This is a genomic window from Streptomyces sp. NPDC002513 (genome assembly GCF_053595355.1).
Window position 1 is genome coordinate 99,592 of sequence record NZ_JBSFXK010000004.1, and the last position, 24,685, is coordinate 124,276.

Consider the following 24,685-nt stretch of genomic DNA (forward strand, 5'->3'; position numbering starts at 1 on the left):
CTTGACCGCCCGCCTGACCGGCGGTTCAATCCCCGAAGTCCCCACTCCCGCACGGGGGCACCGCCCGAGTGTTCGTACTGGCGAAGTGCCGTCCGGTATCGGCAGGTTCACAAGGCGGACCCCTGGAGGGGGCACATGAACGGTCTCGACTGGGCCGTCCTGGTCGCGTACTTCGGCGTGATGACCGCGATCGGCATCTGGTCCCACAAACGCGTCGACAACGTCAGCGACTTCTTCACCGCGGGCGGCAAGATGCCGTGGTGGCTGTCGGGCATCTCGCACCACATGTCGGGCTACAGCGCGGTGATGTTCACGGGCTACGCCGGCATCGCGTACACCTACGGCATCACGTCCTACGTCACCTGGGCGCTGCCCATCGCCATCGGCGTGCTGATCGGCGCGAAACTGTTCGCGCCACGGCTGAACCGGCTGCGTTCACGGCTGCACGTGGCCTCGCCGCTGGAGTACCTGAAGGACCGCTACAACGTGCCCACCCAACAGGCCCTGGCCTGGTCCGGGATGCTGCTGAAGATCGTCGACGTGGGCGCGAAGTGGGCGGCGATCGCCACCCTGCTCTCCGTCTTCACCGGGATCAGCCTCACCCAGGGCATTCTCATCACCGGCGGCATCACGGCCGTGTACTGCACGATCGGCGGCCTGTGGGCGGACGCGCTGACCGAGCTGGGCCAGTTCGTCATCCAGTTGCTCGCGGGCCTGGCCATGCTGATCATCGCGCTGAACAAGATCTCCGACCACGGCGGTCTGTCCAAGGCGCTGGACTCGCCGAAGCTGGCGGGTCACGAGCACGGGTTCGCGGGCCCGTACATGACGGTCTTCTTCATCGCGTACCTGTTCATCAAGCTCTTCGAGTACAACGGCGGCATGTGGAACCAGGCCCAGCGCTACATGGCCACGAGCGGCCCCCGGCAGGCGACGCGCTCCGCCCTGCTGTCGGCGGGCCTGTGGTTCGTCTGGCCGGTCATCCTCTTCATCCCGATGTGGCTGTCCCCGCTCCTGGTCACGGCGAAGAAGCCGGACGGCTCGGACGCCTACGGCCTGATGACCGAACAACTGCTGCCGCACGGGCTGCTGGGCCTGGTGGTCGTCGGCTTCTTCTCGCACACGATGGCCATGTGCTCCTCCGACGCGAACGCGATCGCGGCCGTGTTCACCCGGGACGTGATGCCGGTGTTCTCGAAGGCGGCCCGGGCGTGGAACACCCGGACCGGCCTGATCGCGGGCCGGGTCACCACGGTCGCCTTCCTGGGACTGTCGATGGCGGTGGCGACCCAGGTCAACTCCCCCACCTTCAAGGACATCATCACCGTGGTCATCAAGTGGGTGGCCGGTCTGATGGGCCCGATCGCGATCCCGTTCATCCTGGGCCTGCTGCGCCCGCTGCGCCGGTCGGGCCCGACGGCGGCGCTCGGCAGCTGGGCGGCCGGTCTGCTGGCGTTCTTCTTCGTCAACTACCACCTGGACTTCTCCCAGCGCACGGATGTGAAGCTGGAGTACCAGGTGGCGCTGCCCATGGCGATCTCGCTGGTGCTGTACATCGTGATCGGCCTGGTCAAGCCGGAGGACACACCGGAGCGGGTCGCGATCATCGAGACGCTCAACACGGACGACGACGGGACGGCGGTGACCCTTCCGGCCCCGGGCGCGACCGGCACCACGACGAGCCCTTCGGGCGTGTAGGCCGGGGCAGCCCCGGGTGCGGCCCCGGCGAGGGCTGCCCCCGGGTGCGCCCCCGGGTACGGCCCGGCGAGGGCTACCCCCGGAACACGCCCGGAGATACGCCCCCTACGCCCGCGGATACCGCGCCAGCCACCGCGGGGACGACCCGCTCGGCCCGTGCAGCGCAGGGCCCTGCGTCATCTCCAGGGCGAAGTCGTCCGCCAGCACCAGCATCGTGGGACGGCCCTCCAGTTCGGCCAGCCAGGCCGGCGGGAGGGCCGTCTCGCCGTGCAGCGCCCCGAGCAGCCCGCCGGTCAGCACTCCCGCGGCCCCCGAGGGCCCGCCGTGGTTCACCGCGAGGGACAGCGCGTGCCGTACGTCCTCCCCCACGAGCGCGCAGTACACGGCGACCGCGAGCACCCCGTCCGCCGTGCCGCCGCCGGCCAGTTCCTCGACCCGGGCCGGCGTGGGCATCCCCTGCCGTACGGCGCCCAGCGCGCGCTGCAGCGCCTCCGCGACCGGCTGATGCCCCGGCCGTGGGGCCAGCAGCGCGAGGGCCCGCTGTACGGCCGCGTCCAGGATCTCCCCGCGGGCCAGCGCGTGCACGATCACCGCGTACGCGCCCGCGCCGAAGTACGCGCTGGGGTGCCCGTGCGTCTGTGCCGCGCACTCCATCGCGAGTTGCAGCACCAGTTGCGGCTCCCAGCCGACGAGCAGCCCGAAGGGCGCGGAGCGGGCCGCCGCCTCGGGGCCCCGCTCGCCGGGGTTCTTGGGCGTGTCCAACGTGCCCATGACGGTGTCGCCGAGCCCGAGCAGACAGGCCCGGGCCGGGGAGCGGCGGGCGTACAGCCACTCCTCGCGGGCCAGCCAGCCGTCCTCCGTGCGGCGCTCGTCGGGCCCCCAGTCGTGCTGGGTGGCCGCCCAGCGCAGATACGCCCGGTGCAGATCGGTCGGCGGATGCCAGGCGCCGGTGTCCCGGCGGACCTGGGCGCGGATGAGGCCGTCGACGGAGAACAGGGTGAGCTGGGAATGCGCGCTGATCGCGCCGCGCCCCCCGTGGCCGGGAACGAGGTCGACGAGCCCCTCGGGCCCGTGCGCCTCCCGGATCTGCTCCAGGGACAGCCCGTCGACCGGGGCGCCCAGCGCGTCGCCGACGGCCGCGCCGAGCAGCGTGCCGCGCACCCGGCTGCGGAAGTCCTGCTGCTCGGTGCGGCCCCAGACGGCACCGGATGTCGCACCCACCCCAGACCTCCTCACGGCACCGCCCGTATGTCTGACGCGCAGCACCTTAATCCAACGGCGACGATCCGTCGGGGGCGCCGGGCCGTCATGCACACCACACTTCGGCGACCGCCCGAAAATGATCTAGGAGCCGCCCGCGGCCCTCTCCATAGTGGGACCATGGCCGAAACCAGAACCCCCCACGCCCTGCCCGCCCTTCGCGTCGCCGCCACTCTTCTCGTCGGCACCGTCGCCCTGTACATCGCGCTCGTCGCGTTCGGCAACATCACCGACTTCGGGACCAATCAGCAGTTCGTCCGTCATGTCCTCGCGATGGACACCACGTTCAAGGACGACGACCTGATGTGGCGTGCGATCACCTCCGCCGCGCTGCAGGACTCCGCCTACGTCGCGATCATCGCCTGGGAGACGCTGGCGGCGCTGGTCCTGACCGCCGCGACCTGGCTGTGGGCCCGGCGCCACCCGGGCGCCCGGCGGCTGTCCACCATCGGCCTGTCGATGCTCCTGCTGCTGTTCGGCGCGGGCTTCATCGCGATAGGCGGGGAGTGGTTCGCGATGTGGCAGTCCAAGACATGGAACGGCCTGGACGCGGCGACCCGCGTCATCGTCCTGACCGGCGTGGTCCTCCTGGTGACCAACCTGCCGGGAGCGGCCCCCGAGGACGTCTGACCCCTCCGGGACATCACGCCGGCGCACACCGGTGAAGCCGCGGCCCCCCGGCCGGCTCGGACCGCATCGCACCGCGTCCCCGCCGGCCCGGACCGCACAGCGCCCCCGATGGTGTCCGGAGCCCTCAGTCCAGTACCGGCAGCAGTTCCGGCAGATGGCCGTCCGAGGCCGCCGCCGTGCGCCGGCGTTCCTCCGGGACCTCGCCGTAGAGCGTCGTGCGGGGCCTCGCCGGGCGGCCCGCCGCCTGAGCCACCGCGACCAGGTCCCTGACCGACTTGTACGAGCCGTACGAGGACCCCGCCATACGGGAGATGGTCTCCTCCATCAGGGTGCCGCCCAGGTCGTTGGCACCGGAGCGGAGCATCTCCGCCGCGCCCTCCGTGCCCAGTTTCACCCAGCTGGTCTGGATGTTGGGGATGTGGGGATGGAGCAGCAGCCTCGCCATCGCCGTCACCGCGCGGTTGTCCCGCAGGGTCGGACCGGGGCGGGCGATGCCCGCCAGGTAGACGGGGGCGTTGGTGTGGATGAAGGGGAGGGTGACGAACTCCGTGAAGCCGCCGGTCTGCTGCTGGATGCGGGAGAGGGTGCGGAAGTGGCCGAGCCAGTGGCGGGGCTGGTCCACATGGCCGTACATCATCGTCGAGGAGGACCGGATGCCCAGCTCGTGGGCCGTCGTGACGACCTCGGTCCACGTCGCCGCCGGCAGCTTGCCCTTGGTGAGGACCCAGCGGACCTCGTCGTCCAGGATCTCCGCCGCCGTGCCGGGGATCGTGTCGAGGCCCGCCTCCTTCGCCGCCGTGAGCCACTCGCGGATCGAGAGGCTGGTGCGTGTGGCGCCGTTCACCACCTCCATGGGGGAGAAGGCGTGCACATGCATGCCGGGGACCCGGGACTTCACCGCCTTCGCGATGTCGAAGTACGCCGTCCCGGGCAGGTCGGGGTGGATGCCACCCTGCATGCACACCTCCACCGCGCCCACGTCCCACGCCTGCCGGGCCCGGTCGGCGACCTGCTCCAGCGACAGCGTGTAGGCGTCGGCGTCCGTGCGGCGCTGGGCGAACGCGCAGAAGCGGCAGCCGGTGTAGCAGACGTTCGTGAAGTTGATGTTCCGGGTGACGATGTAGGTGACGTCGTCACCCACCACCGATGTACGCACGTCGTCGGCGATCCGGCACAGCGCGTCCAGCGCGGGGCCGTCCGCGTGCAGCAGGGCCAGCGCCTCGGCGTCCGTCAGACGCGTGGGGTCGTCCGCCGCCGTGCGCAGGGCCGCCCGTACGTCCGCGTCGATGCGCTCCGGCGCCATGCCGGGCGCGGCGGCCTCCCGCAGCGCCTCCCAGTCGCCGTACACCTCGTCGAAGTCGTCCCGGCGGTCGCCCGTACGGCCGTCGGTGTCGATCGTGCGGTGCAGGTCGGTGCGCCCGGCGGAGGTGAACACCTCCTCCGGCTCCTGCCACGGGTGCCCCTCGACCACCGCGTCCGCCAGGGCCAGGCCCGTCTCGGGGTCGGCGAGGGCGTCCACGTGCGGCCGCAGCCGCGGGTCCAGCCACGGCTCGCCGCGCCGCACGAACTCCGGGTAGACACACAGGCGTTCGCGCAGTTCGAAGCCGGCCGCCGCGGAACGCTCCCGCAACCGGTCGATCTGCGGCCACGGCCGCTCCGGATTCACATGGTCGATGGTCAGCGGGGACACCCCGCCCCAGTCGTCGATGCCGGCGCCGATGAGCCGCTCGTACTCACCGTCCACCAGGTTCGGCGGCGCCTGCAGACAGGCGCTCGGGCCCATGATGTGCCGGGCCACCGCCACCGTGGCGACCAGTTCGTCCAGTTCCGCGTCCGGCATCCCGCGCATCGCCGTGTCCGGCTTGGCGCGGAAGTTCTGGATGATCAGCTCCTGGACGCCGTGGTACGCCCGCGCCACCGTCCGCAGCGCGAACAGCGACTCCGCGCGCTCCTCGTAGGTCTCGCCGATCCCGATCAGGATCCCGGACGTGAAGGGCACCGAGGAGCGGCCCGCGTCCTGAAGGACCCGCAGCCGCACCGCGGGTTCCTTGTCCGGGGAGCCGTAGTGGGGTCCGCCCGGCTCGGACCACAGCCGCCGTGCCGTCGTCTCCAGCATCATCCCCATCGACGGCGCCACCGGCTTCAGACGCTGGAAGTCCGTCCACGACATGACGCCCGGGTTGAGGTGGGGCAGCAGGCCCGTCTCCTCCAGGATGCGGATCGAGACGGCCCGTACGTAGGCGATCGTGTCGTCGTAGCCGTGCGCGTCCAGCCACTCGCGGGCCTCGGGCCAGCGGTCCTCCGGCTTGTCACCGAGGGTGATCAGGGCCTCTTTGCAGCCCAGGGCCGCGCCCTTGCGGGCGATGTCGAGGACCTCGTCCGGGGACATGAACATCCCGTGCCCGGCCCGGCGCAGCTTGCCGGGGACCGTGACGAAGGTGCAGTAGTGGCACTTGTCCCGGCACAGGCGGGTCAGCGGGATGAAGACGCTCTTGGAGTACGTGATGACACCGGGCCGGCCCGCCGCCGCCAGGCCCGCGTCCCGCACCCGGGCGGCGGACGCGGCGAGGTCGTCCAGGTCGGCGCCGCGGGCCTGGAGCAGCACCGCGGCCTCGGTGACATCGAGTGCGACACCCTCACGGGCACGTTTGAGGGCGCGACGCAGGGAGTTCTCGGTGGGGCCGGTTCCGGAGGTCGCGGAAGTCGTCATCCTCCGAGCATACGTTTGCCGTGATCAGCCCGGAGCTGGCGGACGGGTGTCGGTACGGCGGCCGTCATCACCGGATGCCACCGGCCCACCGGCCGGCGCGGGCACCCGCTGTTCCCCCGACACGCGGCGGCCGATCGGCTTCCCGTGCGCCAAAGTTCACGGCCGGGCGCGACAGTGGCACGTGCTACCCCTGCCCACCCCTGTCATCCGACACGTTGGGAGCAGCAGCATGTGCGAGGACGACCACGGCATCGGCAGACGCGCCCTGTTCGTGACGAGCACGGCCGTCGCGCTTACCTTGGCAACCGTGAGCTTCTCCCACGGTCCCACCGCCGAGGCGGCCGACAACCAGGAGACGAGGACGGTGCGCGGCACCCTGCCGCCCGGCTCCCCCGACTTCGTCTACCTCCCCGTCGACGTCCCCGCGGGCGTCCGGGAGATCAAGGTCGCCTACACCTACGACAAGCCGTCCGTCCCGGCCGGCACCCAGGGCAACGCCCTCGACATCGGGCTCTTCGACGAGCGCGGCACCGAACTGGGCGGCAAGGGCTTCCGCGGCTGGTCCGGCGGCGCGCGCTCCGAGTTCTTCGTCCGCGCGGACGACGCGACCCCCGGCTACCTGCCCGGCCCGGTCCGCCCCGGCACCTGGCACCTCGCGCTGGGCCCCTACACGGTGGCCCCGCAGGGCCTGACCTACGCGATCACCATCACCCTCACCTACGGCGAGCAGGGCGTCACCCCGACGCCGGTGTACCCACCGTCCCGGGCCAAGGGGCGGGGCCGCGCCTGGTACCGCGGCGACTGCCACATGCACTCCTGGTACTCCGACGGGCGCCGCACGCCCGCCGAGATCGCGGCGCTGGCCCGGGCCGCGGGCCTGGACTTCATCAACTCCTCCGAACACAACACGCACTCCTCGCACGCGCACTGGGCCGACCAGGCGGGCGACGACCTGCTGATCATGCTCGGCGAGGAGGTGACGACCCGGAACGGCCATGTGCTCGCGCTGGGCACCGACCCGGGCACCTTCATCGACTGGCGCTACCGGGCGCGCGACAACCGCTGGGCCCGGTTCGCCCGGGAGATCCACCGGGCGGGCGGACTGGTCGTCCCCGCCCACCCGCACGCCACCTGCATCGGCTGCGGCTGGAAGTTCGGCTTCGCCGAGGCGGACGCGGTGGAGGTGTGGAACGGCCCCTTCACACCGGACGACGAGGCGACGCTGGCGGAGTGGGACAACACGCTGGTGGCGTCGGTCCGCGAGGGGCACGGCCGCTGGCTCCCGGCGATGGGCAACAGCGACGCGCACCGCGATCCCGACGCGATCGGCACCCCGCAGACGGTGGTCCTCGCCGACGACCTGACCCGGGAGGCCATCCAGGAGGGCATCCGCGCGGGCCGCTCCTACGTCGCCGAGTCGAAGAACGTCTCGCTGGCCTTCACCGTCTCGGGCGGCCACGGCGAGCACGCGGGGATCGGCGAGCGGCTGCGGGTGGACCGCGACACCCCGGTCACGGTCCGGCTGGAGGCACAGGGCGCGCCCCGCTGCACGGTCCGCTTCCTCACCGACCAGGGCGTGCTGTTCACCAGCGATCCGCTGCCGGTGTCCGGGGCGGGCACGGTGGAGTGGCACACGACTCCGTCGTACGCGGCCTACGTACGGGCCGAGCTGCGGCACGAGGCGGCGGCGGGTCCGGTGCCGGGGGTCCTGGCCGCGTTCACGAACCCGGTCTTCCTGGGCGAGGCGTAGGCCACCGGGGGCGTGCGGCGATTCTCCGCGCGCCCCGATGCGCGGTCTGCGAGACTGCGCGCAGGGCCTCGCTCTTCACGCCGTCAGGGGGAACACGGGACCATGCCGGGCTTCACAGACTTCAAGTACCGCGCGATCACGGCGCTCCAGCGCCACGTCGTCAATCCGGTGCAGCGTCGTATGCCGCTCCAGACACTTCTGGAGACCACGGGCCGTGTGTCGGGCCGGCCGCGCCGGACCCCCCTGGGCGGGCGCCGTGTCGGCGACTCCTTCTGGCTGGTGTCCGAGCACGGCGAGAAGTCCCAGTACATCCGCAACATCCAGGCCGATCCCCGGGTGCGGGTCCGGATCGGGGGCCGCTGGCACACGGGCACGGCCCATCTGCTCCCGGGCGACGACGCCCGGGCCCGGCTGACGGCGCTGCCCCGCCTCAACAGCGCGGCGGTGCGGGCGCTCGGCACGGGGCTGCTCACGGTGCGGGTGGATCTGGACGACTGAGGCGCTCCCCGGCCGGCCCCTTCACCCCGGCCACACGATCGCCTGCAACTCGCTGTACGCGTGCAGGGCGTAACGCGCCGACGTCGCGGCCCACCCCGCTCTTCTCGAAGCCGCCGAACGGGGCCTCCATGGTGCGGCCGACGGTGTTGACGCCCACCTGGCCCGCCCGCAGCCGGCGGGCAACGCGGAAGGCGCGGGCCACGCCCTGGACCAGACGTGGTCGACGAGGCCGTGGTCGGTGTCGTCGGCCAGGGCGATGCCCCCCTCCTCGTCCTCGAAGGGCAACGACCACGACCACCGGGCCGAAGATCTCCTCCCGGACCACCCGCATCTCGGGCGTGCCGTCCGCGAGGAGGGTGGGCGCGACATGGAAGCCCCGGTCGTACGGCGGGCGTTCGCCCACGGCTGGTAGCCGGCGCCCTCCTTGCGGCGGTGCGCACGGGTCCCCGACCGTCAGCCGCCGCGCCTGGGTGGTCAGTTCGGACACCACACGGTCGTCCACACCCCGCTGGGCGATCACCCGGGTGGGCGCCGTGCAGATCGCCGCTGCTCGACGAGGTCTCCATGCCGGTCACCGTAGCGCCGACCTGACGGACCGCCAGTGCACCGGGAGCCGCTCGGCGTGAATCCGCACCACCCGAGATGAGAAGAGCATGTGTGGACCCTGTGACACACAGCACCACGACCGTGATCGCCGTCTCCCATGGCTGACGCATCCGCCATGAACAAGGCAAACTGGCCTCTCGATTGTGGACGTTCGGCAGGGTGCCAGGGGGCAGCGATGGACGGTGTACCGCGAGTGCCGAAGCAGCGGAGTGCCGAGGAATCGGCGGCTCTGCGCTTCGGCGTACTCGGACCGGTGCGCGCCTGGCGCGAGGACGAACCGCTGGCCACCGGCTCCCCGCAGCAGCGCGCCCTGCTGGCCGCACTGCTGCTGCGCGAGGGACGCACGGCGACGGCGTCCGAACTGATCGACGCGCTCTGGGGCGACGAACCGCCGCCTCGGGCACTGGCGGCCGTACGGACCTATGCCTCCCGGCTGCGCAAAGTCCTCTCCCCCGGCGTTCTGGTCAGCGAGTCCGGCGGATACGCGGTACGCCTGCCGGACGCCCGCTCCCTGGACCTCGCCGCCGCCCGGGAACTGGCCGCGGAAGCGGAGAAGGCGAAGAACTCCGGGAACCTCGGCCAGGCCCGGCGCGCCCTGAACGAGGCGCTGGCCCTGTGGGACGGCGAGCCGCTGGCGAACATCCCCGGACCGTACGCCGAGACACAGCGCACACGCCTGGAGGAATGGCGCCTCCGACTCCTCGAATCCCGCCTGGACATGGACCTCGAACAGGGCTGCCACGCGGAAGCGGTCTCCGAACTGACGGCCCTGACCGCGGCGCACCCCCTGCGCGAACGCCTCCGCGAACTGCTGATGCTGGCGCTGTACCGCTCCGGCCGCCAGGCGGAGGCACTCGCGGTCTACGCCGACACCCGCCGCCTGCTCGCCGACGAACTCGGAGTCGACCCCCGCCCCGGCCTCAAAGACCTCCAGCAGCGAATCCTGCAGGCCGACCCCGGCCTCGCGGAACCGTCGGCACCCGCGCCGGAGCCGCCCGCGGCCCCCGTCCGCCCGGCGCAACTCCCGGCGACCGTCCCCGACTTCACGGGACGTGCCGCCTTCGTCGCCGAGCTGAGCGAGGTGCTGGCATCGGCGGACGGCCGGGTGATGGCCGTCTCGGCGCTGGCGGGAATCGGCGGCGTGGGCAAGACGACCCTCGCGGTCCACGTCGCGCACCAGGCCCGCTCGGCCTTCCCGGACGGACAGCTCTACGTCGACCTCCAAGGCGCGGGCCCGCGAGCGGCGGAACCGGAGACGGTCCTGGGTTCCTTCCTGCGCGCGCTCGGCACCGCGGACTCCGCGATCCCCGACTCGCTGGAGGAACGGTCGGCCCTGTACCGCTCGGTGCTCGACGGCCGACGCGTCCTGGTCCTGCTGGACAACGCCAAGGACGCGGCCCAGGTACGTCCGCTGCTGCCGGGAACGGAGGGCTGCGCGGCCCTCGTCACCTCCCGGGTCCGCATGCTGGACCTGGCCGGCGCGCACCTGGTGGACCTGGACGTGATGTCCCCGGACGAGGCGCTGTCGCTGTTCACGAAGATCGTGGGCGAGGAGCGGGTGGCCTCCGAGCGGAAAGCGGCGCTGGACGTGGTGGCGGCGTGCGGCTTCCTGCCCCTGGCCATCCGGATCGCCGCGTCCCGCCTGGCGGCACGCCGCACATGGACGGTCTCGGTCCTGGCGGCGAAGCTCGCCGACGAACGCCGCCGCCTGGACGAACTCCAGGCGGGCGACCTGGCGGTGAAGGCGACCTTCGAACTGGGCTACGGCCAACTGGAGCCGGCCCAGGCCCGCGCCTTCCGCCTCCTGGGCCTGGCGGACGGCCCGGACATCTCCCTGGCGGCGGCCGCGGCGGTGCTCGACCTCCCGGTGGAGGACACGGAGGACCTGCTGGAGTCGCTGGTCGACACCTCCCTGCTGGAGTCCGCGGCCCCGGGCCGCTACCGCTACCACGACCTGGTCCGCCTCTACGCGCGTGCCTGCGCGGAACGGGACGAACAGCCGCCGAGCGAGCGGGACGCGGCGATGTCGCGACTGCTGGACTTCTACCTGGCGACCGCGGCGGGGGTGTACGCCATCGAACGGCCCGGGGACCGGCTGGTGGACCACCTCCAGCGGACCGAATACCCGGGGCTGACGTTCGAGAACCGGCATCAGGCACAGGACTGGCTGTACGCGGAGGCGGTCTGCCTGCTCGCCTGCATACGCCAGTTCGGAACGTCCGGAACGCTGCTCCGCGCCATCGACCTCCTCTGGGCGGCCGTCGACCTCTCGGAGTCCGGTGCCAACGCCAGGGAATACGAAGCCGTGGCCATCACCCTGCGCGACGCCGCGCGCTCCGGCCAGGACCGGCGGACACAGGGCCGCGCCTCCGCCGTCCTCGCCGTCGCCCACCACCTTTCCGGGCGCTTCGCGGAAGCGGACGACGCGGCACGCGAGGCCCTCCGGCTCGCCGAATCGCCGACCGACCCCCTGGCGCGGTGCTGGGCGGCCAACATCCGCGGCGCCATGGCCTTCTACCAAAGCCGGTACGCGGACGCCGAACGGCACATGGAGCAGGCCCTGGCGGACTTCCGGGACTGCGCGGACCCGGCCGGAGAAGCGAGCGTCCTGTGCAACCTCTCGCGTATCCACCTCGCCACCGGCCGGCCGCGCAGCGCCGTGGTGCTCGCCCAGCAAGGCGTCGCGACGTATGAGGCGCTGGGGCACGCCCTGAAGGGCGCCAACGGTCGCTACGCCCTCGGTATGGCCCTCACCCAGAACGGGTTGTACGGGGAGGCCACCGATCAGTTGCACGAGGCCCTGAAGGTCTTCCGGGACAGCCGCCAGCGCCTCTGGGAGGGCATGACCCTGCTCAGGCTCGCCGAGGTGGACCTGGCGGCACAACGCCCCGCACAGGCCTCGACCAACGCCGAGGCCGCCTTGACCGTGCTGCGCGGCATCGGCGGCGAGTGGCGGCGTGGCAATGTCCTCACCGTGCTGGGACGGGCGCTCAACGGAATAGGGCAGTCGGGAAGGGCCCACGTGTGCTGGCAGGAAGCCCTCGCCATCTACGAGGCACTGGGCTCCCCCGAGGCCGAGACCGTCCGGGCCCTGCTGGCACCGGCCGCTGCCGCGTAGCCCCGGACGGCGTTCATCGTTCGTTTATCGCCACAGGGCACTCTTGTCCTGTCGATCCGTTACGTCGGGGGCGGACGGATCGCCGACGAGGTCGCCCAGCCCGCGGTCCAGGGTGAGGCGACCCGGTAACTCGCCCGGCCGTCCATTCGGGGGAACGGCCGGGCGGCCCCCATTTTCAGTCGGTTCACCAGGGGAGGAAGCACCATGAGCGACACCACGAAGGACGAGCCGGTCGTCGACCCGGACAACGTCCACATCACCGACGCCAAGGACGAGGGCACGGTCAAGCCGGACAACGTCCACATCACCGACGCCAAGGACAACGGCATCTTCAAGCCGGACAACGTCCACATCACGTCCGACCCCAGCTAACGCCCCGACAGGCGCTAGACCTTCCTCCCACACGGGGATCGGCCGCGGCGGCGCGGAGGGGGAGCCGCCGCGGCCGAGGCGTGTCCGGGCCAGGGGCGCTGCGACGTCCACGTCGTTCCCCTGAGATGCCGGGCTGTCCACAGGCACAGCGGGGTCCGCGGGATCTCTGCGATCTTGGCGATGTGACTCCTCCTCCGGCTGAAGCCGGGGGCTTCTCGCTATGCCTGGTTGGCGTGACGACGGGCCAGCCCGGCCCGTAGAACGTTCAGGGCGCCCACCGTGTCCGCGTGCGCGCTGTGGCCGCACGAGACGCAGTGGAACTTCTCCTCGCCACTCGGCTCCGGGCCGTGCAGTTGCTCAAGCCGCAACTCGTCGTGAGCCACCGCTCGGCGGCGGCCCTCTGGCGGATCGAGACCCTCACCCCGGCCACCGCTACGCCACTGGAGTGCACCGACCCCGAGCCCACCCACCGTCCCGAGGGCAAAGACGTACGCGTGTATCGCATCCCCCTCCCCCGCGTCGAGGTCGTGGAGCGGAGCGGACTACGCGTCACCGAGGTCCCCCGCACCCTCGCCGACCTCCTCCGAACCGGCCCCAGGGACGACGCCCTCGTCGCCGTGGAGTCGGCGCTCGGCCGGCGGAACGTCGGCACGGTGCACCGCGCGCCGCTCACCACCCCAGCCGCCCTCGCCGTCGCACTCGAAGCCCCTCTCCTCGGCGCCACCAGGGCCCGGAACTGGCTGAAGCTCGCCGATCCCGGCTCCGGTTCACCCGCGGAGACCATCGCCCGCCTGCGCATGTTCGACGCCGGCCTCCGCCCCGAAACCCAGACCGAGCTGCACACCCCGGACGGCTCGCGTCCTCGTAGTAGCCCTGCGTGAGGTGGAAGCCTCGGACCAGGATCTCCACGGGAGCGCCTGGGGCAGAGGTTCGCCCTTGGGGTTCGCCACCCTCACTTTTCTGTGCCGGGGATCGCCCTTTCCCGAGGTCGCCGGATCAGTGACGGGTCGTCGCCGTGACGGTGCATCGTCACGAAGCCGCCGGCCTCCGACAGGCCGTATGCCGTCAGGACCGTCTCGACGGCGAGTTCGCCGCGCAGGCGTTCCACCGGGCGGAGCGGCACCACTGCCGCTCCCGTCACCACCAGGCGTAGTGACGTGAGGTCGTGCGCGTTCCGGGAGGGGTGGTCAGGGGCCGCGGCCTTCGCGCAGGCGCCGCTGCTGATCGCGCTCGGGAAGCTGCCGCCCGAGCAGCGGGCGGAGCTGTTCGCCGCGCGGCGGACGGGGGCCACCGGGTGAGGTGAGTGTCCCGGCCGGCCGCCACCGCGTGGCACCACGCGCGCGCTCCGCGTTCACGCCGGGGACGGCCGGCGTCCCCTCCGGCAGGTCCGGGCGACGGCGGCCGTACGGCTCAGGCCGTCCGCGCCGTGCCCGTCCCCTTCTCGGCGTCCAGTGCGTACACACAGCGGTCCTTGCTGCACGCGTACACCACGCCGTCCTTCACCACGGGCGCGCCGGTGATCTCCCCGCCGGTGGCCAGCTTCCAGCGCAGGCGCCCGTCGTCGGCCTTCAGCGTGTACAGCAGGTGGTCCGTGGAGCCGAAGTGGATACGGCCCTCCGCCACCGCCGGGGTGCCCACGATGTCGCCGCCCGCCTGGAAGCGCCACTTCGGGGTGCCCGTGACCGCGTCCAGGGTGTACAGGCCCCTGCCGCTGCCCACGTGGACGTGTCCCGCGGCGACCAGCACCGGGTCGATCGCGGCCCGTGCCTCCGTCGCGATGCGCCAGCGGTCGCGGCCGTCCGCGGCGTCGAGGGCGTACACCGTGCCCAGGTAGTCGGCGAGGTAGATGCCGCCGCCGGTGACGGCCGGGCCGGGCGCGAAGGCCGGCGGGCTCAGGAACACCGCCGGGGCCTCGAAGTGCCAGCGCAGCATGCCGGTCGCGACCTCGATGGCCAGGACCCGGGTGCCGGCCGAGACGTACACACAGCCGTCCGCCGCCTGGGTCAGGCGCACCGGGACCCCGCCGCAGGACGCCGCGTCCCCGATCGGGTACGACCAGCGCTCCTCGCCCGTACGCGCCTTGAGGGCCCGCAGCCGGGCGTCCTGCCAGACGTACACCGTGCCGTCATGGACCAGCGGCCCGGCCTCCGGCGACTCGAAGTCGGTCTGGGCGCCGCTGATCTCCCACAGCTTCTGCCCGTTCGACGCCGCCCACGCCTGTACGCCGCCGCCGCGGGTCCCGGTGACGACCGTGCCCCGGTCGGCCTTGAGCGAGTACACCCAGCCGTCCACGGACAGCCGCCACAGGTCCGTGCCCTCGCGGGCATCCAGGGCGTAGAGGGTGGGGCCGTCCGAGGCGTGGACCCGGCCGTCGGCGACCGCCATCGACCATGCGACGTCGCGGGTCTTGAAGCGGCGGCGGCCCGTCGCCACGTCCAGGGCGTGCACTTCGAAGGAGGTCACGTACACGAGGTCGTCGGCGACCGCCGGCGTGCCCCAGACGTCGTTCGACATACGGAAGCGCCACGGGCGCCAGCCGGAGGCCGTCTCCGGGGGCGGGGGCGCGATCGCGGGGGCGGCTCCGGCCGCTCCGTTGACGCCGCCGGCCGGGCGGGACCAGGACGCGGCGAGACCCGCCTCGGGGGGAGGCGCCTTCACGGCGGCCGCCCGCGCGTCGGCGACTCTCGGGCCGGGGCCGATCGGCACCGCCGCGCCCGCGAGCCGCACCGGTCCGGCGTCGGGTGCGCCGACCGGCACCGGCATCGGGTCGTACGACGGCGGGGGCGGCACCGCGGGCCGTCCGCCGCCCCCGCCGCTGCGGCCGGCGGGGACGGGCGGCTTGGCCGGCGGGCGTCCGCCACGGCGGGCCTCGATCAGGGTGACCGCCTTCTCGGGCAGCCACGCGGAGGCCGTACCGCTGTCGTCGGAGCCCGAGCCGAAGAGGTGGGGTGCGAGCTGGGCCTGGAGGTCGGCCGGGTTGGGGCGGCCGGTGGCCTCCATCTGCATGCAGGACTCGATGAGCGGGCGCAGCTCGTCCGGCAGGCCGGACAGGTCCGGGCCCTCGCGCAGCAGCATGAAGACGGTCTCGACGGGGTTGGCGCCGTGGAACGGGGGATGTCCGGTGGCCGCGAAGACGAGCATCGAGCCGAGCGAGAAGACATCGCTCGCGCCGGTCACGCTGCGCGAGTCCTTCGCCTGTTCGGGGGACATGTAGGCGGGTGTGCCGACCGCGACGTTCGTCATCGTCAGGCGCGTGTTCGATACGCCGGAGGCGATACCGAAGTCGATCACCCGGGGGCCGTCCTCGACGACGAGGACGTTCGACGGCTTGAGGTCACGGTGGACCAGGCCCGCCCCGTGGATGGACTGCAGCGCCTCCGCCACGCCCGCGGCCAGCCAGCGCACCGCCTGGGCCGGCAGCGGTCCGCAATCGGTCACTATCTCCTCGAGGGAGGGCGCGGGCACATAGGCGGTGGCGAGCCACGGCACGGCCGCGCGCGGGTCGGCATCGACCACGGCCGCCGTGTAGAAGCCGGAGACCGCCCGGGCGGCCTCGACCTCACGCGTGAAGCGCACCCGGAACAACTGGTCCTCGGCCAGCTCCGTGCGCACCGTCTTGATCGCCACGCGCCGGCCCGACGCCGAGCGCGCGAGATAGACCAGCCCCATACCGCCGGCACCCAGCCGTCCCAGCACCTCGAACGGCCCGATCCGCCGCGGATCGTGCTGCGTCAGCTGATCCACCACTTGCCTGCCACCTCCCCGTACGGGTCGCGTCATCCGCCTCGTGCACGCGACCCCGTGCAGCGTCTCACCACCGCACCGCCGTGGCGGCACGCACCCCGATTCTTCCTGTCCGGGCCACCGGTTGCGAACCCGGGGGCGGATCGGGGTGTCTCAGGACAAAACCATGCCGAGCGCTTCCGGGGAAGCGGGCGACCGCATGATGGAACGCCCGACGCGCCCCGGAAATGCCGCCCTGGGGGGCGCCGCGGCGCCCCCCGCTACCGCTGGAGCAGCGCGAAGGACGCCCCCTGATTGTCCGTGACGACCGCCACCCGTCCGTACGAGGCCTCGAACGGCGGTACCTGTACCCGGCCCCCCAGCCGGACCACCGCCTCGATCGCGGCCGCCCCGTCCTCGACGCCGAAGTGGACGAGGAAGTGGGGCGGCATCTCGGCGGGAAAGATGTCCTGGACCGGCGCGCGCCCGAAGTCGGGTACGGCACCCGGCCCGAACAGGGCATCGTGGAAGAGTCCCGTGTAGAAGGTGTTCGCGGCGGCGGTGTCCCGCGTGTACAGCTCGGACCAGGTGAAGCAGCCGGGCTCGTGCCGCTTGCCGAAGCCCGGGTGGGTCCCGGCCTGCCACAGCCCGAACACGGCGCCCTGGGGGTCCGTGGTCAGCGCCATGAGGCCGAGGCGGTCCAGGGGGGTGGGCGGGACGATCACCTGGCCGCCGGCCGCCCGGATCCGCCCGGCGAGCGCGGCGGCGTCGGGCGTCGCGAAGTACACCGTCCACACGGTGGGCATCCGTCCGTCCCGCTTGCGGACCAGCGCGGCCACCGGTTCGCCGTCCAGGCGTGCCCACACGGTGGAGCCGTACGCCTCCTCGAAGGTCCACCCGAAGAGCCCACCGTAGAACCGCTTGCCCGCGTCCAGGTCCGGCAGCTGGACGTCGACCCAGCAGGGGACGCCCTCGGGGAAGGCGGTGCCGCCCGGAGACGAGGCGCCCGGGCGAGCGGCGCCGTGCGCGGCAGAGGCGTCGTCCCCCGATGACGGGGACGACGGAGGCGACGGCTGATTTTCGGCCATGCCGCCAAGTTAAAAGGGATTCTCGCGGAGCGCGCGCGCATGTACTCCCTTCTCACCAGCCACGAAAGCACTCATCCGCCCCTCCACTCCCCATTTGCAGTCGGCCGAATCGCGCTCCCATCACCCCTCGGTAAGCTGACGGCATGACAGGACAAGTGCGTACCGTCGACGGCCGTGTGGCCGGCCGGCGTGGGCAGGCGACCCGGCAGAAGCTGCTCGACTGCCTCAGCGAGATGCTCAGCTCATCGCCTTACCGGGACGTCAAAGTCATCGATGTCGCCCGGAAGGCGGGGACGTCTCCCGCCACCTTCTACCAGTACTTCCCGGACGTCGAGGGCGCCGTCCTGGAGATCGCCGAGCACATGGCCACGGAGGGCGCCGGGTTGACCGGTCTGCTCGAGGGCCGCTCGTGGGTCGGCAAGGCGGGCTGGCAGACCGCGCAGGAACTCGTGGACGGTTTCCTGGAGTTCTGGCGCAGGCACGATGCGATCCTGCGGGTCGTCGACCTGGGCGCGGCCGAGGGCGACAAACGCTTCTACAAGCTCCGCATGAAGATCCTGAACTCGGTGACCAGCTCCCTCGCGGACTCGATCGCCGAACTCCAGTCCAAGGGCAGGGTCGACAGGGAGGTGCACCCGGCGGCCGTGGCCGGCGCGCTCGTGGCGATGCTCGCCTCCGTGGCCTCCCACCAGAAGGGCTTCACGTCCTGGGGCGTCAAACAGGCCGAACTGAAGCCGAACCTGGCGCTGTTGGTGTACCTGGGCGTGACCGAGAAGAAGCCGACGAGGTAGCCCGGCACCACACTTTTACCCCTGACCAGGCCGGCTCCTCGCGGTTCCGGCACTCGTTCTGTCATACGGGCGGTGGTCCACTCCGGTGGGCCACCGCCCGCTGCTCATGGGCGCGTCATGGGCAGCGGGCGGTCCTCCACCACGTGCTTCATCACCAGGGTGGACGTCAGTCGCTGCACGCCCGGCAGGGTGGCCAGGCGCTCGTCGTAGAGCCGCTGGAAGGCGGCGAGGTCCACGGTCGCGATCCGCAGCAGATAGTCGGGGTCGCCGAACAGCCGCTGGGCCTCCAGGACGTGCTCCACCTCGCTCAGCGCCCGCTCGAACCCGGCGACCGTGTCCCGGTCCTCCTGGCGCATCGAGACGAAGACCAGCGCCTCGAAGTTCAGCCCGACGGCGGCCGGGTCCACCACCGCGCGATAGCCGCGGATCGCGCCGTTGCGCTCCAGCTCGCGCAGCCGACGGTGGCACGGCGACACACTGAGCCGCACCCGCGCCGCCAGCTCGGTCACGGTCAGCCGCCCGTCCTGCTGAAGCTCGGCAAGGATTTTCTGGTCCACGGAGTCCATGGGGAAAATCCTCCCCCAGGCGACCCGATCCTGAGGAAACTTCGGAAACACTTTCGGCCTGTTCATGCCTAATGTCACCCCCATGAACATGGGAGCGATGGTGTCCTTCCTCGCCGTTGACCTGCTGCTGGTGTGCGTGCCGGGGGCCGACTGGGCGTACGCGATCGCGGCGGGCCTGCGCGGGCGGTCGGTGGTGCCGGCGGTGGGGGGCCTGGTGGCGGGGTACGCGGTGCACACGGCACTGGCGGCGGCGGGGCTCGCGGTCCTGGTGGCGGGGTCGCCGGGGCTGCTGACGGCGTTGACGGTGGCGGGGGCCGGGTATCTGGTGTGGCTCGGGTGGGGGGTGCTGCGCCGGCCGGGCACTCCGGGCGCGGCCGTCGGGGAGGCCGCCGACGCGCGCCGGGCCCGGGTCTTCCTGCGCGGCGCCGGCATCAGCGGCCTGAACCCCAAGGGCCTGCTGCTCTATCTCTCCGTGCTGCCGCAGTTCCTGGTCACGAGGGGGGCGCGGCTGCCGGTGGCGGTGCAGACGGGGGTGCTGGGCCTCGCGCACATGGCGTGCTGCGCGGCCGTCTACCTCACCGTCGGGGTCCTGGCCCGGACGGTCCTGGCGGCCCGGCCCGCCGCGGCCCGCGCGGTCACCCGGACGAGCGGGGCCGCGATGCTGGGGATCGGCGGGTTCCTGCTGGTGGAGCGACTGGCGACGCTCTGAGGGGCGTGGTGGGACGCCCTGGGCGGGGGGACCCGGAACATGGGGAGGGGGAGGACCGCTGGATGAGGGCTGGCAACTGGTGATCGAGCGAAGTTCGAAGGCCACGTCCAGGGGCGTGGTGTACGGCGGCCGCGAGCAGGGAGTGGGATCCCCAAGTGCAACACTCTTCCCGGATGTGCTGCAGTTCGGCCGGTACACAATCTCCGTCCCCCTCGTAGCGTGGGGACGGTGGCACTGGGGCGATGAGCCGGAGCCGGGCCGGGAGTGTGCGCCCACACCCGTACCCGGACCACGGTGCGCGCCCGCGCCTGTACCCGGACCAGCGGCGTGCGCCGACGCCCACACCCGGTCCGCGCTCTCGGCCCGGACGGGGCTCGCCCGGCACCGCCGGACCCGGCGGCGATACTCAGGGCATGGGAACGGATCTTCACGAGCTGCTCAGGTCCCTTCGGGTCTGGGACGTCGAGCTGCCCTCCTTCGACCCGGCGACGGCGCCCGCGGACCCGCTGGCGCTGTTCACGCGGTGGTTCGCGGAGGCGGTGGCGGCGGGGCAGCCCGAGCCGCACACGATGTCGCTGGCGACGGCGGACGCCGACGGCACACCCGACGTGCGCATCGTGATGCTGCATGGAGCGGACGCGCGGGGGTGGGCGTTCGCGACGCACGCGGACAGCCGCAAGGGCCGGCAACTGGCGACGCGACCGTATGGCGCCCTGGGCTTCTACTGGCCCGCCCAGGGCCGCCAGATCCGGGTGCGCGGGCCGGTCACGGCCGCGCCCGCGGCGGAGGGGCAGGCGGATCTGCACGCTCGTTCGACCGGGGCGCTGGCCGCGGCGCTCACCGGTCGCCAGAGCGAAGTGCTCGGCTCGGCGGAGGAGTTGGCACGGGCGTCGCGGCAGGCGTGGGAGCGGGCGCGGCGCGAGCCGGACGCCCCGGTCCCGTCCTGGACGCTCTACCGGCTCAGGCCCAAGGAGGTGGAGTTCTTCCAGGGGGACGCGGGCCGCCGGCATGTACGCCTGGCCTACCGCCGCGAGGGCGAGGGGTGGGCCCGGCACCTGCTGTGGCCCTGACGCGCGTCCCGTGACCGCGCTTCCGGGTCCGGCGGAGCTCCGGCGTCCGGCCACCCGCCCAGTAAAGCTTCGCCAGGCAGCCCCACTACGAGAGATCCGGTTCCGGGTCGGCCGCGATACGGGCGTGGAGGTGCGCGTCGCGGAACGCGTCCCGCCGGCCGCTCTCGAACATGGCGCCGCGCATCGTCCCCTCGTAGCGGAAGCCGCACCGTTCCGCGATGCGGCAGGACGCCTCGTGGCCCAGGGCGTGGCCCAGTTCCAGGCGGTTGAGGCCCAGGTCGGTCAGGGCCCAGTGGGCGGCGACGGCCAGGGCGCGGGCGGCGACGCCCTGGCCCCGGGCCTCGGGCAGCACCCAGTAGCCGACGCGGGCGACGCTCAGTGCGTGATCGATCATGCCGACGCTCATGTTTCCCAGCGTCGTACCGGTCGCCGCGTCCGTGATCCGGTACGAGGCGCTCGTCCCGTTCGCCGCGCCCACCGCCTTCGACCGCAGCGACCGGCGCGCGTCGGCCCGGTCTCGCACGATCCCCAGCGGAGTGTTCCACCGCACGAAATCCGGGTCGGTCAGCCCACGGAACCACGCGTCCACGTGCTCCTCGGACTCCGGGTCCCAACTGGTCAGCCGCAGGCCGTGGCCCTGCAGTTCGGGGAACGGGGACGGGTCGGGGGACTTCCGGTGTATCTCGGTCATCGGACCATTCAATCAACCCGCCGGCCGCGCTCACCGTCCCGGCGACCGGAACGCCGGCGCCCCCTCCCGGAACGCCGCCTCCAGCGCCATCCCCAGGTGTGGAGGGTGGCGTGCCCGCTCGCCCGCTCCGCGGTCACGTCCTCGCTCCAGCAGTACGCAGAACTCCCGCGGGTAGCGGTGCGCGCGTCCGCAGGCCGCGCAGCGGCGGATCAACAGCCGCCCCTCGGCTGCCGCGTCCCCGTGGGCGCGGGTGAAGGCGTCCACGTCGGGGGCGTCGTAGCGCCCGCTCATCGGAGCAGTCCCCGCGCGCTGTCCACCGACCACGCCTGCCACGCCATCCCGAACAGCCCGAGCCCGACGCGGAGCACGGCGAGTCATTCCGCGCCGGTGAGCCGGATCGTGTCCATGAAGCGCCCTCACCCCACCCTCACCAGCCATCCATCTGACGGTCCGTCATGTCCGTCAGTTCAGCGCACGGACGGCGGCCGCGCAGGAGGCGGTCTCCCACGAGACGGCCACGCGTGAAGCGATCACGTCGCGACGCACAAGGCGGTCACGGAGAACCCTTTTCGCTCACCGCGACCGCCGCGAATCGGCACAGCTCCGATCGTATGCCGCCAGTTCCGCACACCATTTCTACAGCCGTGATCAATTCGCAACCGATTTCGATCTTGACCGAGACCCATCAACCACCAACGGGATTACGCTCCCGCTCATGGCCGACTCGACTGCTCCTTCGCCGCACCCCGCGGTGCCCGTCCACGAGGACCGGCCGGTCTACGTCATCGGCGGCGGACCGGGCGGCCTGGCCGCCGCCTGCGCGCTGCGCGCCCGGGGCGTACGGGCCGTCGTGCTGGAGAGGTCCGACCGCGTCGGAGCGTCCTGGCGGCGCCACTACGACCGGCTACGTCTGCACACCACCCGGCGCCTCTCGGCCCTGCCCGGGCTGCCGATGCCGCGGTCCTTCGGGCGGTGGGTGTCACGCGACAACGTGGTGCGGTACCTGGAGAAGTACGCCGAGCACCACCAGTTGGAGATCGTCACCGGCGTCGAGGTCTCGCACGTCGAGCCCGCCCCGGACGGCACCGGCTGGCTGCTGCACGCCACCGGGGGCCGCCGGCTGACCGGCAGCGCGGTCGTCGTCGCCACCGGTTACAACCACACCCCGCGCGTGCCCGACTGGCCCGGTCTCGACGCCTACACCGGCGAGTTCCTGCACGCCGGCGAGTACCGCGACGCGCGGCCCTACGCCGGGCGCGACGTCCTCGTCGTCGGCGTCGGCAACACCGGCGCCGAGATCGCTGTCGACCTGGTGGAGGGCGGGGCCTCCCGGGTGCGGCTGTCGGTACGGACACCGCCGCACATCGTGCGCCGCTCGACCGCCGGATGGGCCGCCCAGTACACGGGGGTGCTCGTCCGCCGGCTGCCGGTGCGGCTCGTCGACCGGCTGGCTGGTCCGATGGCGAAGCTGAGCGTGCCCGATCTGTCGGCGCACGGGCTGCCCCGGCCCGGCACCGGGCTCTACAGCCGGGTCAACGAGGGTTCCATCCCGGTGCAGGACGTCGGGCTCATCGAGGCCGTGCGCAGGGGGCGGGTCGAGATCGTGGCGGCCGTCGAGGGGTTCGAGGGCGACAAGGTCGTCCTCGCCGACGGCAGCCGGGCCGAGCCGGAGGTGGTGATCGCCGCCACCGGGTACGTCCGCGCGCTGGAGGATCTCGTCGGCCACCTCGGTGTCCTCGACGCCCGCGGCAAGCCGGTCGTCCACGGCGCCCGCACCCCCCGCACCGCCCCCGGCCTCTACTTCACCGGGTTCACCAATCCGGTCAGCGGCATGCTCCGCGAACTGGCCCTCGACGCCCGGAAGATAGCGAAGGCCGTGGCGCGCCACGTGGACCGGGCCCGCGCCACCGGCTGACACCACCGGGGCGCAAGAGCCTGCGGGCTACGGACCTGCGCCGTTCTCCGGCTCCCCGCGTCTGACCGCTGCCACGGCGTGGATCGACTGTGCGATCCACGCCGTGCACACGGGCGGGGACCAACTGATCGTGGTGGGCCGGGTGGGGTCCTCGGGACCGGCGACGGCGCGGACGCTCCGCCGCTGTTCCACCAGGGCCGCTTCCTGGAGGGATGCGGGGAGTCAGGCGCGCTCGGGGAGTCCGGCACGGTCCCCGGCTCACCGGGCACGCCCCCCGTCTCCCCGGTCAAGCTCCGGGATGCGCGGTCACGCGAGCGCCGGCACGCCCGCCGGCCGGCGGCGGATCACCAGTGCCATCAGGGCCGCCGCCGCGCACAGGGCGCCCGACGCGTACCAGACGACGTCGTAGGAGCCGAACACGTCCCGCGCGACGCCGCCGAGGAACGCGACCAGGGCGGCGCCGACCTGGTGGGAGGCGAGGACCCAGCCGAAGACGATGGCGCTGTCGTCGCCGTACTGCTCCCGGCACAGCGCCAGGGTCGGCGGGACGGTGGCCACCCAGTCCAGGCCGTAGAAGACGATGAAGAAGATCATCGGGGGGTGGACGGCGGGAGCCAGCAGCATGGGCAGGAAGAGCAGGGAGATCCCGCGCAGGGCGTAGTACACCGCGAGCAGCCGGCGCGGTTCGAAGCGGTCCGTGAACCAGCCCGAGGCGATCGTGCCCATGACGTCGAAGACGCCGATGACCGCGAGCAGCGAGGCGGCCGCCGTGATCGGCATGCCGTGGTCGTGGGCCGCCGGCACGAAGTGGGTCTGGACCAGGCCGTTGGTGGAGGCGCCGCAGATCGCGAAGGTGCCGGCCAGCAGCCAGAACGGCCCCGTGCGCACCGCCGAGAGCAGCACGGTGACGGCCCGGCGAGCGGCACCGGGCACGGGTTCCGGCCGGGGCACGAACGCGGGCGCGCCGTACGGCTTCTGGCCCACGTCCGCCGGATGATCCCGCAGCAGCAGCCAGACGAAGGGGATGACCGCGAGGGCGGCGAGGGCCACCGTCACCGCGGCCGGGCGCCAGCCGTGGCCCTGGATCATCCAGGACAGCAGGGGCAGGAAGATGAGCTGTCCGGAGGCGGACGCGGCGGTGAGGATGCCGCTCACCAGGCCGCGGCGCGTGGTGAACCAGCGGTTCGTGACCGTCGCCGCGAACGCGAGCGCCATCGCTCCCGTGCCCAGGCCGACGAGCAGGCCCCAGCAGAGCAGAAGCTGCCAGGCCGCCGTCATCCACACGGTCGTGCCGGAGCCGAGCGCGATGACCGCGAGGGCCACGACGACGACCCGGCGGATGCCGAAGCGGTCCATCAGGGCGGCCGCGAAGGGCGCGGTCAGTCCGTACAGCGCCAGGTTGACGGACACCGCCGCGCCGATCGTGCCGCGTGACCAGCCGAACTTGTGGTAGATCTTTGGGGCGCACAGCACGGTGAGCAGGCACAAGG

The 24,685-nt window shown here is 72.6% G+C and carries 19 protein-coding genes and 3 pseudogenes; 12 read left to right on the plus strand and 10 right to left on the minus strand.

Features of this window, described 5'->3' with window-relative positions:
- Positions 1 to 135 precede the first annotated feature (135 nt).
- Complete coding sequence (locus ACWD5Q_RS04500) at positions 136 to 1,698, plus strand: sodium:solute symporter family protein (protein WP_451425513.1); 1,563 nt, start codon at positions 136 to 138, stop codon at positions 1,696 to 1,698.
- 105 nt (positions 1,699 to 1,803) lie between these two features.
- On the opposite strand, the gene ACWD5Q_RS04505 is transcribed toward ACWD5Q_RS04500, so the two are convergent.
- Positions 1,804 to 2,919: an ADP-ribosylglycohydrolase family protein gene (locus tag ACWD5Q_RS04505; protein WP_451425514.1), complete on the minus strand. Its 1,116-nt coding sequence runs from the start codon at positions 2,917 to 2,919 to the stop codon at positions 1,804 to 1,806.
- A gap of 159 nt (positions 2,920 to 3,078) precedes the next feature.
- Between ACWD5Q_RS04505 and ACWD5Q_RS04510 the strand changes: the two genes are divergently transcribed.
- Positions 3,079 to 3,588 (plus strand): DUF2165 domain-containing protein, encoded by a 510-nt coding sequence (locus ACWD5Q_RS04510; protein ID WP_451425515.1) that lies wholly within the window; start codon positions 3,079 to 3,081, stop codon positions 3,586 to 3,588.
- A gap of 124 nt (positions 3,589 to 3,712) precedes the next feature.
- Here the strand turns inward: ACWD5Q_RS04510 and ACWD5Q_RS04515 are convergent, their stop codons facing one another.
- The gene (locus ACWD5Q_RS04515) at positions 3,713 to 6,298 is read right to left on the minus strand and encodes a bifunctional FO biosynthesis protein CofGH (RefSeq protein ID WP_451425516.1); all 2,586 of its coding nucleotides are present in this window, start codon (positions 6,296 to 6,298) and stop codon (positions 3,713 to 3,715) included.
- Positions 6,299 to 6,527: 229 nt separating this feature from the next.
- Between ACWD5Q_RS04515 and ACWD5Q_RS04520 the strand changes: the two genes are divergently transcribed.
- On the plus strand, positions 6,528 to 8,048 hold the full coding sequence (locus ACWD5Q_RS04520) for a CehA/McbA family metallohydrolase (protein WP_451425517.1): 1,521 nt from the start codon (positions 6,528 to 6,530) through the stop codon (positions 8,046 to 8,048).
- Between the two features lie 102 nt (positions 8,049 to 8,150).
- Positions 8,151 to 8,546: a nitroreductase family deazaflavin-dependent oxidoreductase gene (locus ACWD5Q_RS04525; RefSeq protein ID WP_451425518.1), complete on the plus strand. Its 396-nt coding sequence runs from the start codon at positions 8,151 to 8,153 to the stop codon at positions 8,544 to 8,546.
- Here the strand turns inward: ACWD5Q_RS04525 and ACWD5Q_RS04530 are convergent.
- Positions 8,518 to 8,949, minus strand: a complete 432-nt coding sequence (locus ACWD5Q_RS04530; RefSeq protein ID WP_451425519.1) for an aldehyde dehydrogenase family protein — start codon at positions 8,947 to 8,949, stop codon at positions 8,518 to 8,520. The two genes, ACWD5Q_RS04525 and ACWD5Q_RS04530, sit on opposite strands and share 29 nt — an antisense overlap.
- Positions 8,950 to 9,327: 378 nt before the next feature.
- Between ACWD5Q_RS04530 and ACWD5Q_RS04535 the strand changes: the two genes are divergently transcribed.
- The 3 genes from ACWD5Q_RS04535 to ACWD5Q_RS04545 all read left to right on the plus strand — a co-directional run bounded on the left by ACWD5Q_RS04535 (position 9,328) and on the right by ACWD5Q_RS04545 (position 13,523).
- Positions 9,328 to 12,270, plus strand: a complete 2,943-nt coding sequence (locus ACWD5Q_RS04535; RefSeq protein WP_451425520.1) for a BTAD domain-containing putative transcriptional regulator — start codon at positions 9,328 to 9,330, stop codon at positions 12,268 to 12,270.
- 204 nt (positions 12,271 to 12,474) lie between these two features.
- Positions 12,475 to 12,642 carry a hypothetical protein gene (locus ACWD5Q_RS04540; protein WP_451425521.1) on the plus strand — a complete coding sequence of 56 codons (168 nt, stop codon included), beginning with the start codon at positions 12,475 to 12,477 and terminating at the stop codon, positions 12,640 to 12,642.
- A gap of 287 nt (positions 12,643 to 12,929) precedes the next feature.
- The gene (locus ACWD5Q_RS04545; RefSeq protein WP_451425657.1) at positions 12,930 to 13,523 is read left to right on the plus strand and encodes a hypothetical protein; all 594 of its coding nucleotides are present in this window, start codon (positions 12,930 to 12,932) and stop codon (positions 13,521 to 13,523) included.
- On the opposite strand, the pseudogene ACWD5Q_RS04550 reads toward ACWD5Q_RS04545, so the two are convergent.
- The 3 genes and pseudogenes from ACWD5Q_RS04550 to ACWD5Q_RS04560 form a co-directional block, all read right to left on the minus strand.
- A pseudogene (locus tag ACWD5Q_RS04550) lies at positions 13,501 to 13,831 on the minus strand (AMP-binding protein); the annotation flags it as partial. The gene ACWD5Q_RS04545 and the pseudogene ACWD5Q_RS04550 sit on opposite strands and share 23 nt — an antisense overlap.
- Positions 13,832 to 14,052: 221 nt before the next feature.
- Positions 14,053 to 16,389: an outer membrane protein assembly factor BamB family protein gene (locus ACWD5Q_RS04555; RefSeq protein WP_451425522.1), complete on the minus strand. Its 2,337-nt coding sequence runs from the start codon at positions 16,387 to 16,389 to the stop codon at positions 14,053 to 14,055.
- Between the two features lie 257 nt (positions 16,390 to 16,646).
- Entirely contained in the window at positions 16,647 to 17,453 is an 807-nt protein-coding gene (locus tag ACWD5Q_RS04560) for a VOC family protein (RefSeq protein WP_451425523.1), read from the minus strand.
- Between the two features lie 143 nt (positions 17,454 to 17,596).
- On the opposite strand from ACWD5Q_RS04560, the gene ACWD5Q_RS04565 reads away from it, so the two are divergent.
- Positions 17,597 to 18,244: a TetR family transcriptional regulator gene (locus tag ACWD5Q_RS04565; protein WP_451425524.1), complete on the plus strand. Its 648-nt coding sequence runs from the start codon at positions 17,597 to 17,599 to the stop codon at positions 18,242 to 18,244.
- A 104-nt stretch (positions 18,245 to 18,348) separates the two neighbouring features.
- On the opposite strand, the gene ACWD5Q_RS04570 is transcribed toward ACWD5Q_RS04565, so the two are convergent.
- Complete coding sequence (locus ACWD5Q_RS04570; RefSeq protein WP_451425525.1) at positions 18,349 to 18,810, minus strand: Lrp/AsnC family transcriptional regulator; 462 nt, start codon at positions 18,808 to 18,810, stop codon at positions 18,349 to 18,351.
- 82 nt (positions 18,811 to 18,892) lie between these two features.
- On the opposite strand from ACWD5Q_RS04570, the gene ACWD5Q_RS04575 reads away from it, so the two are divergent.
- Complete coding sequence (locus ACWD5Q_RS04575) at positions 18,893 to 19,519, plus strand: LysE family translocator (protein WP_451425526.1); 627 nt, start codon at positions 18,893 to 18,895, stop codon at positions 19,517 to 19,519.
- Positions 19,520 to 19,932: 413 nt separating this feature from the next.
- Positions 19,933 to 20,589 carry a pyridoxine/pyridoxamine 5'-phosphate oxidase gene (locus ACWD5Q_RS04580; RefSeq protein WP_451425527.1) on the plus strand — a complete coding sequence of 219 codons (657 nt, stop codon included), beginning with the start codon at positions 19,933 to 19,935 and terminating at the stop codon, positions 20,587 to 20,589.
- A gap of 85 nt (positions 20,590 to 20,674) precedes the next feature.
- Here the strand turns inward: ACWD5Q_RS04580 and ACWD5Q_RS04585 are convergent, their stop codons facing one another.
- Both ACWD5Q_RS04585 and ACWD5Q_RS04590 read right to left on the minus strand, forming a co-directional pair.
- Entirely contained in the window at positions 20,675 to 21,280 is a 606-nt protein-coding gene (locus tag ACWD5Q_RS04585; protein ID WP_451425528.1) for a GNAT family N-acetyltransferase, read from the minus strand.
- 92 nt (positions 21,281 to 21,372) lie between these two features.
- A pseudogene (locus ACWD5Q_RS04590) lies at positions 21,373 to 21,571 on the minus strand (Zn-ribbon domain-containing OB-fold protein); the annotation flags it as partial.
- Positions 21,572 to 21,995: 424 nt separating this feature from the next.
- On the opposite strand from ACWD5Q_RS04590, the gene ACWD5Q_RS04595 reads away from it, so the two are divergent.
- Positions 21,996 to 23,195 (plus strand): flavin-containing monooxygenase, encoded by a 1,200-nt coding sequence (locus ACWD5Q_RS04595; RefSeq protein WP_451425529.1) that lies wholly within the window; start codon positions 21,996 to 21,998, stop codon positions 23,193 to 23,195.
- Positions 23,196 to 23,199: 4 nt separating this feature from the next.
- Positions 23,200 to 23,402 (plus strand): annotated as a pseudogene (locus tag ACWD5Q_RS04600) (flavin reductase family protein); the annotation flags it as partial.
- 99 nt (positions 23,403 to 23,501) lie between these two features.
- On the opposite strand, the gene ACWD5Q_RS04605 reads toward ACWD5Q_RS04600, so the two are convergent.
- Complete coding sequence (locus tag ACWD5Q_RS04605) at positions 23,502 to 24,683, minus strand: MFS transporter (protein WP_451425530.1); 1,182 nt, start codon at positions 24,681 to 24,683, stop codon at positions 23,502 to 23,504.
- Between the last annotated feature and the right edge of the window lie 2 nt (positions 24,684 to 24,685).

Excerpts from the sequence above, each read along its gene's own strand:
- ACWD5Q_RS04580 (WP_451425527.1), top strand. The coding sequence starts at position 19,933 with ATGGGAACGGATCTTCACGAGCTGCTCAGGTCCCTTCGGGTCTGGGAC.
- ACWD5Q_RS04560 (WP_451425523.1), bottom strand. The coding sequence starts at position 17,453 with ATGGCCGAAAATCAGCCGTCGCCTCCGTCGTCCCCGTCATCGGGGGAC.
- ACWD5Q_RS04520 (WP_451425517.1), top strand. The coding sequence starts at position 6,528 with ATGTGCGAGGACGACCACGGCATCGGCAGACGCGCCCTGTTCGTGACG.
- ACWD5Q_RS04500 (WP_451425513.1), top strand. The coding sequence starts at position 136 with ATGAACGGTCTCGACTGGGCCGTCCTGGTCGCGTACTTCGGCGTGATG.
- ACWD5Q_RS04570 (WP_451425525.1), bottom strand. The coding sequence starts at position 18,810 with ATGGACTCCGTGGACCAGAAAATCCTTGCCGAGCTTCAGCAGGACGGG.
- ACWD5Q_RS04585 (WP_451425528.1), bottom strand. The coding sequence starts at position 21,280 with ATGACCGAGATACACCGGAAGTCCCCCGACCCGTCCCCGTTCCCCGAA.
- ACWD5Q_RS04535 (WP_451425520.1), top strand. The coding sequence starts at position 9,328 with ATGGACGGTGTACCGCGAGTGCCGAAGCAGCGGAGTGCCGAGGAATCG.
- ACWD5Q_RS04515 (WP_451425516.1), bottom strand. The coding sequence starts at position 6,298 with ATGACGACTTCCGCGACCTCCGGAACCGGCCCCACCGAGAACTCCCTG.
- ACWD5Q_RS04565 (WP_451425524.1), top strand. The coding sequence starts at position 17,597 with ATGACAGGACAAGTGCGTACCGTCGACGGCCGTGTGGCCGGCCGGCGT.
- ACWD5Q_RS04510 (WP_451425515.1), top strand. The coding sequence starts at position 3,079 with ATGGCCGAAACCAGAACCCCCCACGCCCTGCCCGCCCTTCGCGTCGCC.
- ACWD5Q_RS04595 (WP_451425529.1), top strand. The coding sequence starts at position 21,996 with ATGGCCGACTCGACTGCTCCTTCGCCGCACCCCGCGGTGCCCGTCCAC.
- ACWD5Q_RS04525 (WP_451425518.1), top strand. The coding sequence starts at position 8,151 with ATGCCGGGCTTCACAGACTTCAAGTACCGCGCGATCACGGCGCTCCAG.
- ACWD5Q_RS04540 (WP_451425521.1), top strand. The coding sequence starts at position 12,475 with ATGAGCGACACCACGAAGGACGAGCCGGTCGTCGACCCGGACAACGTC.
- ACWD5Q_RS04575 (WP_451425526.1), top strand. The coding sequence starts at position 18,893 with ATGAACATGGGAGCGATGGTGTCCTTCCTCGCCGTTGACCTGCTGCTG.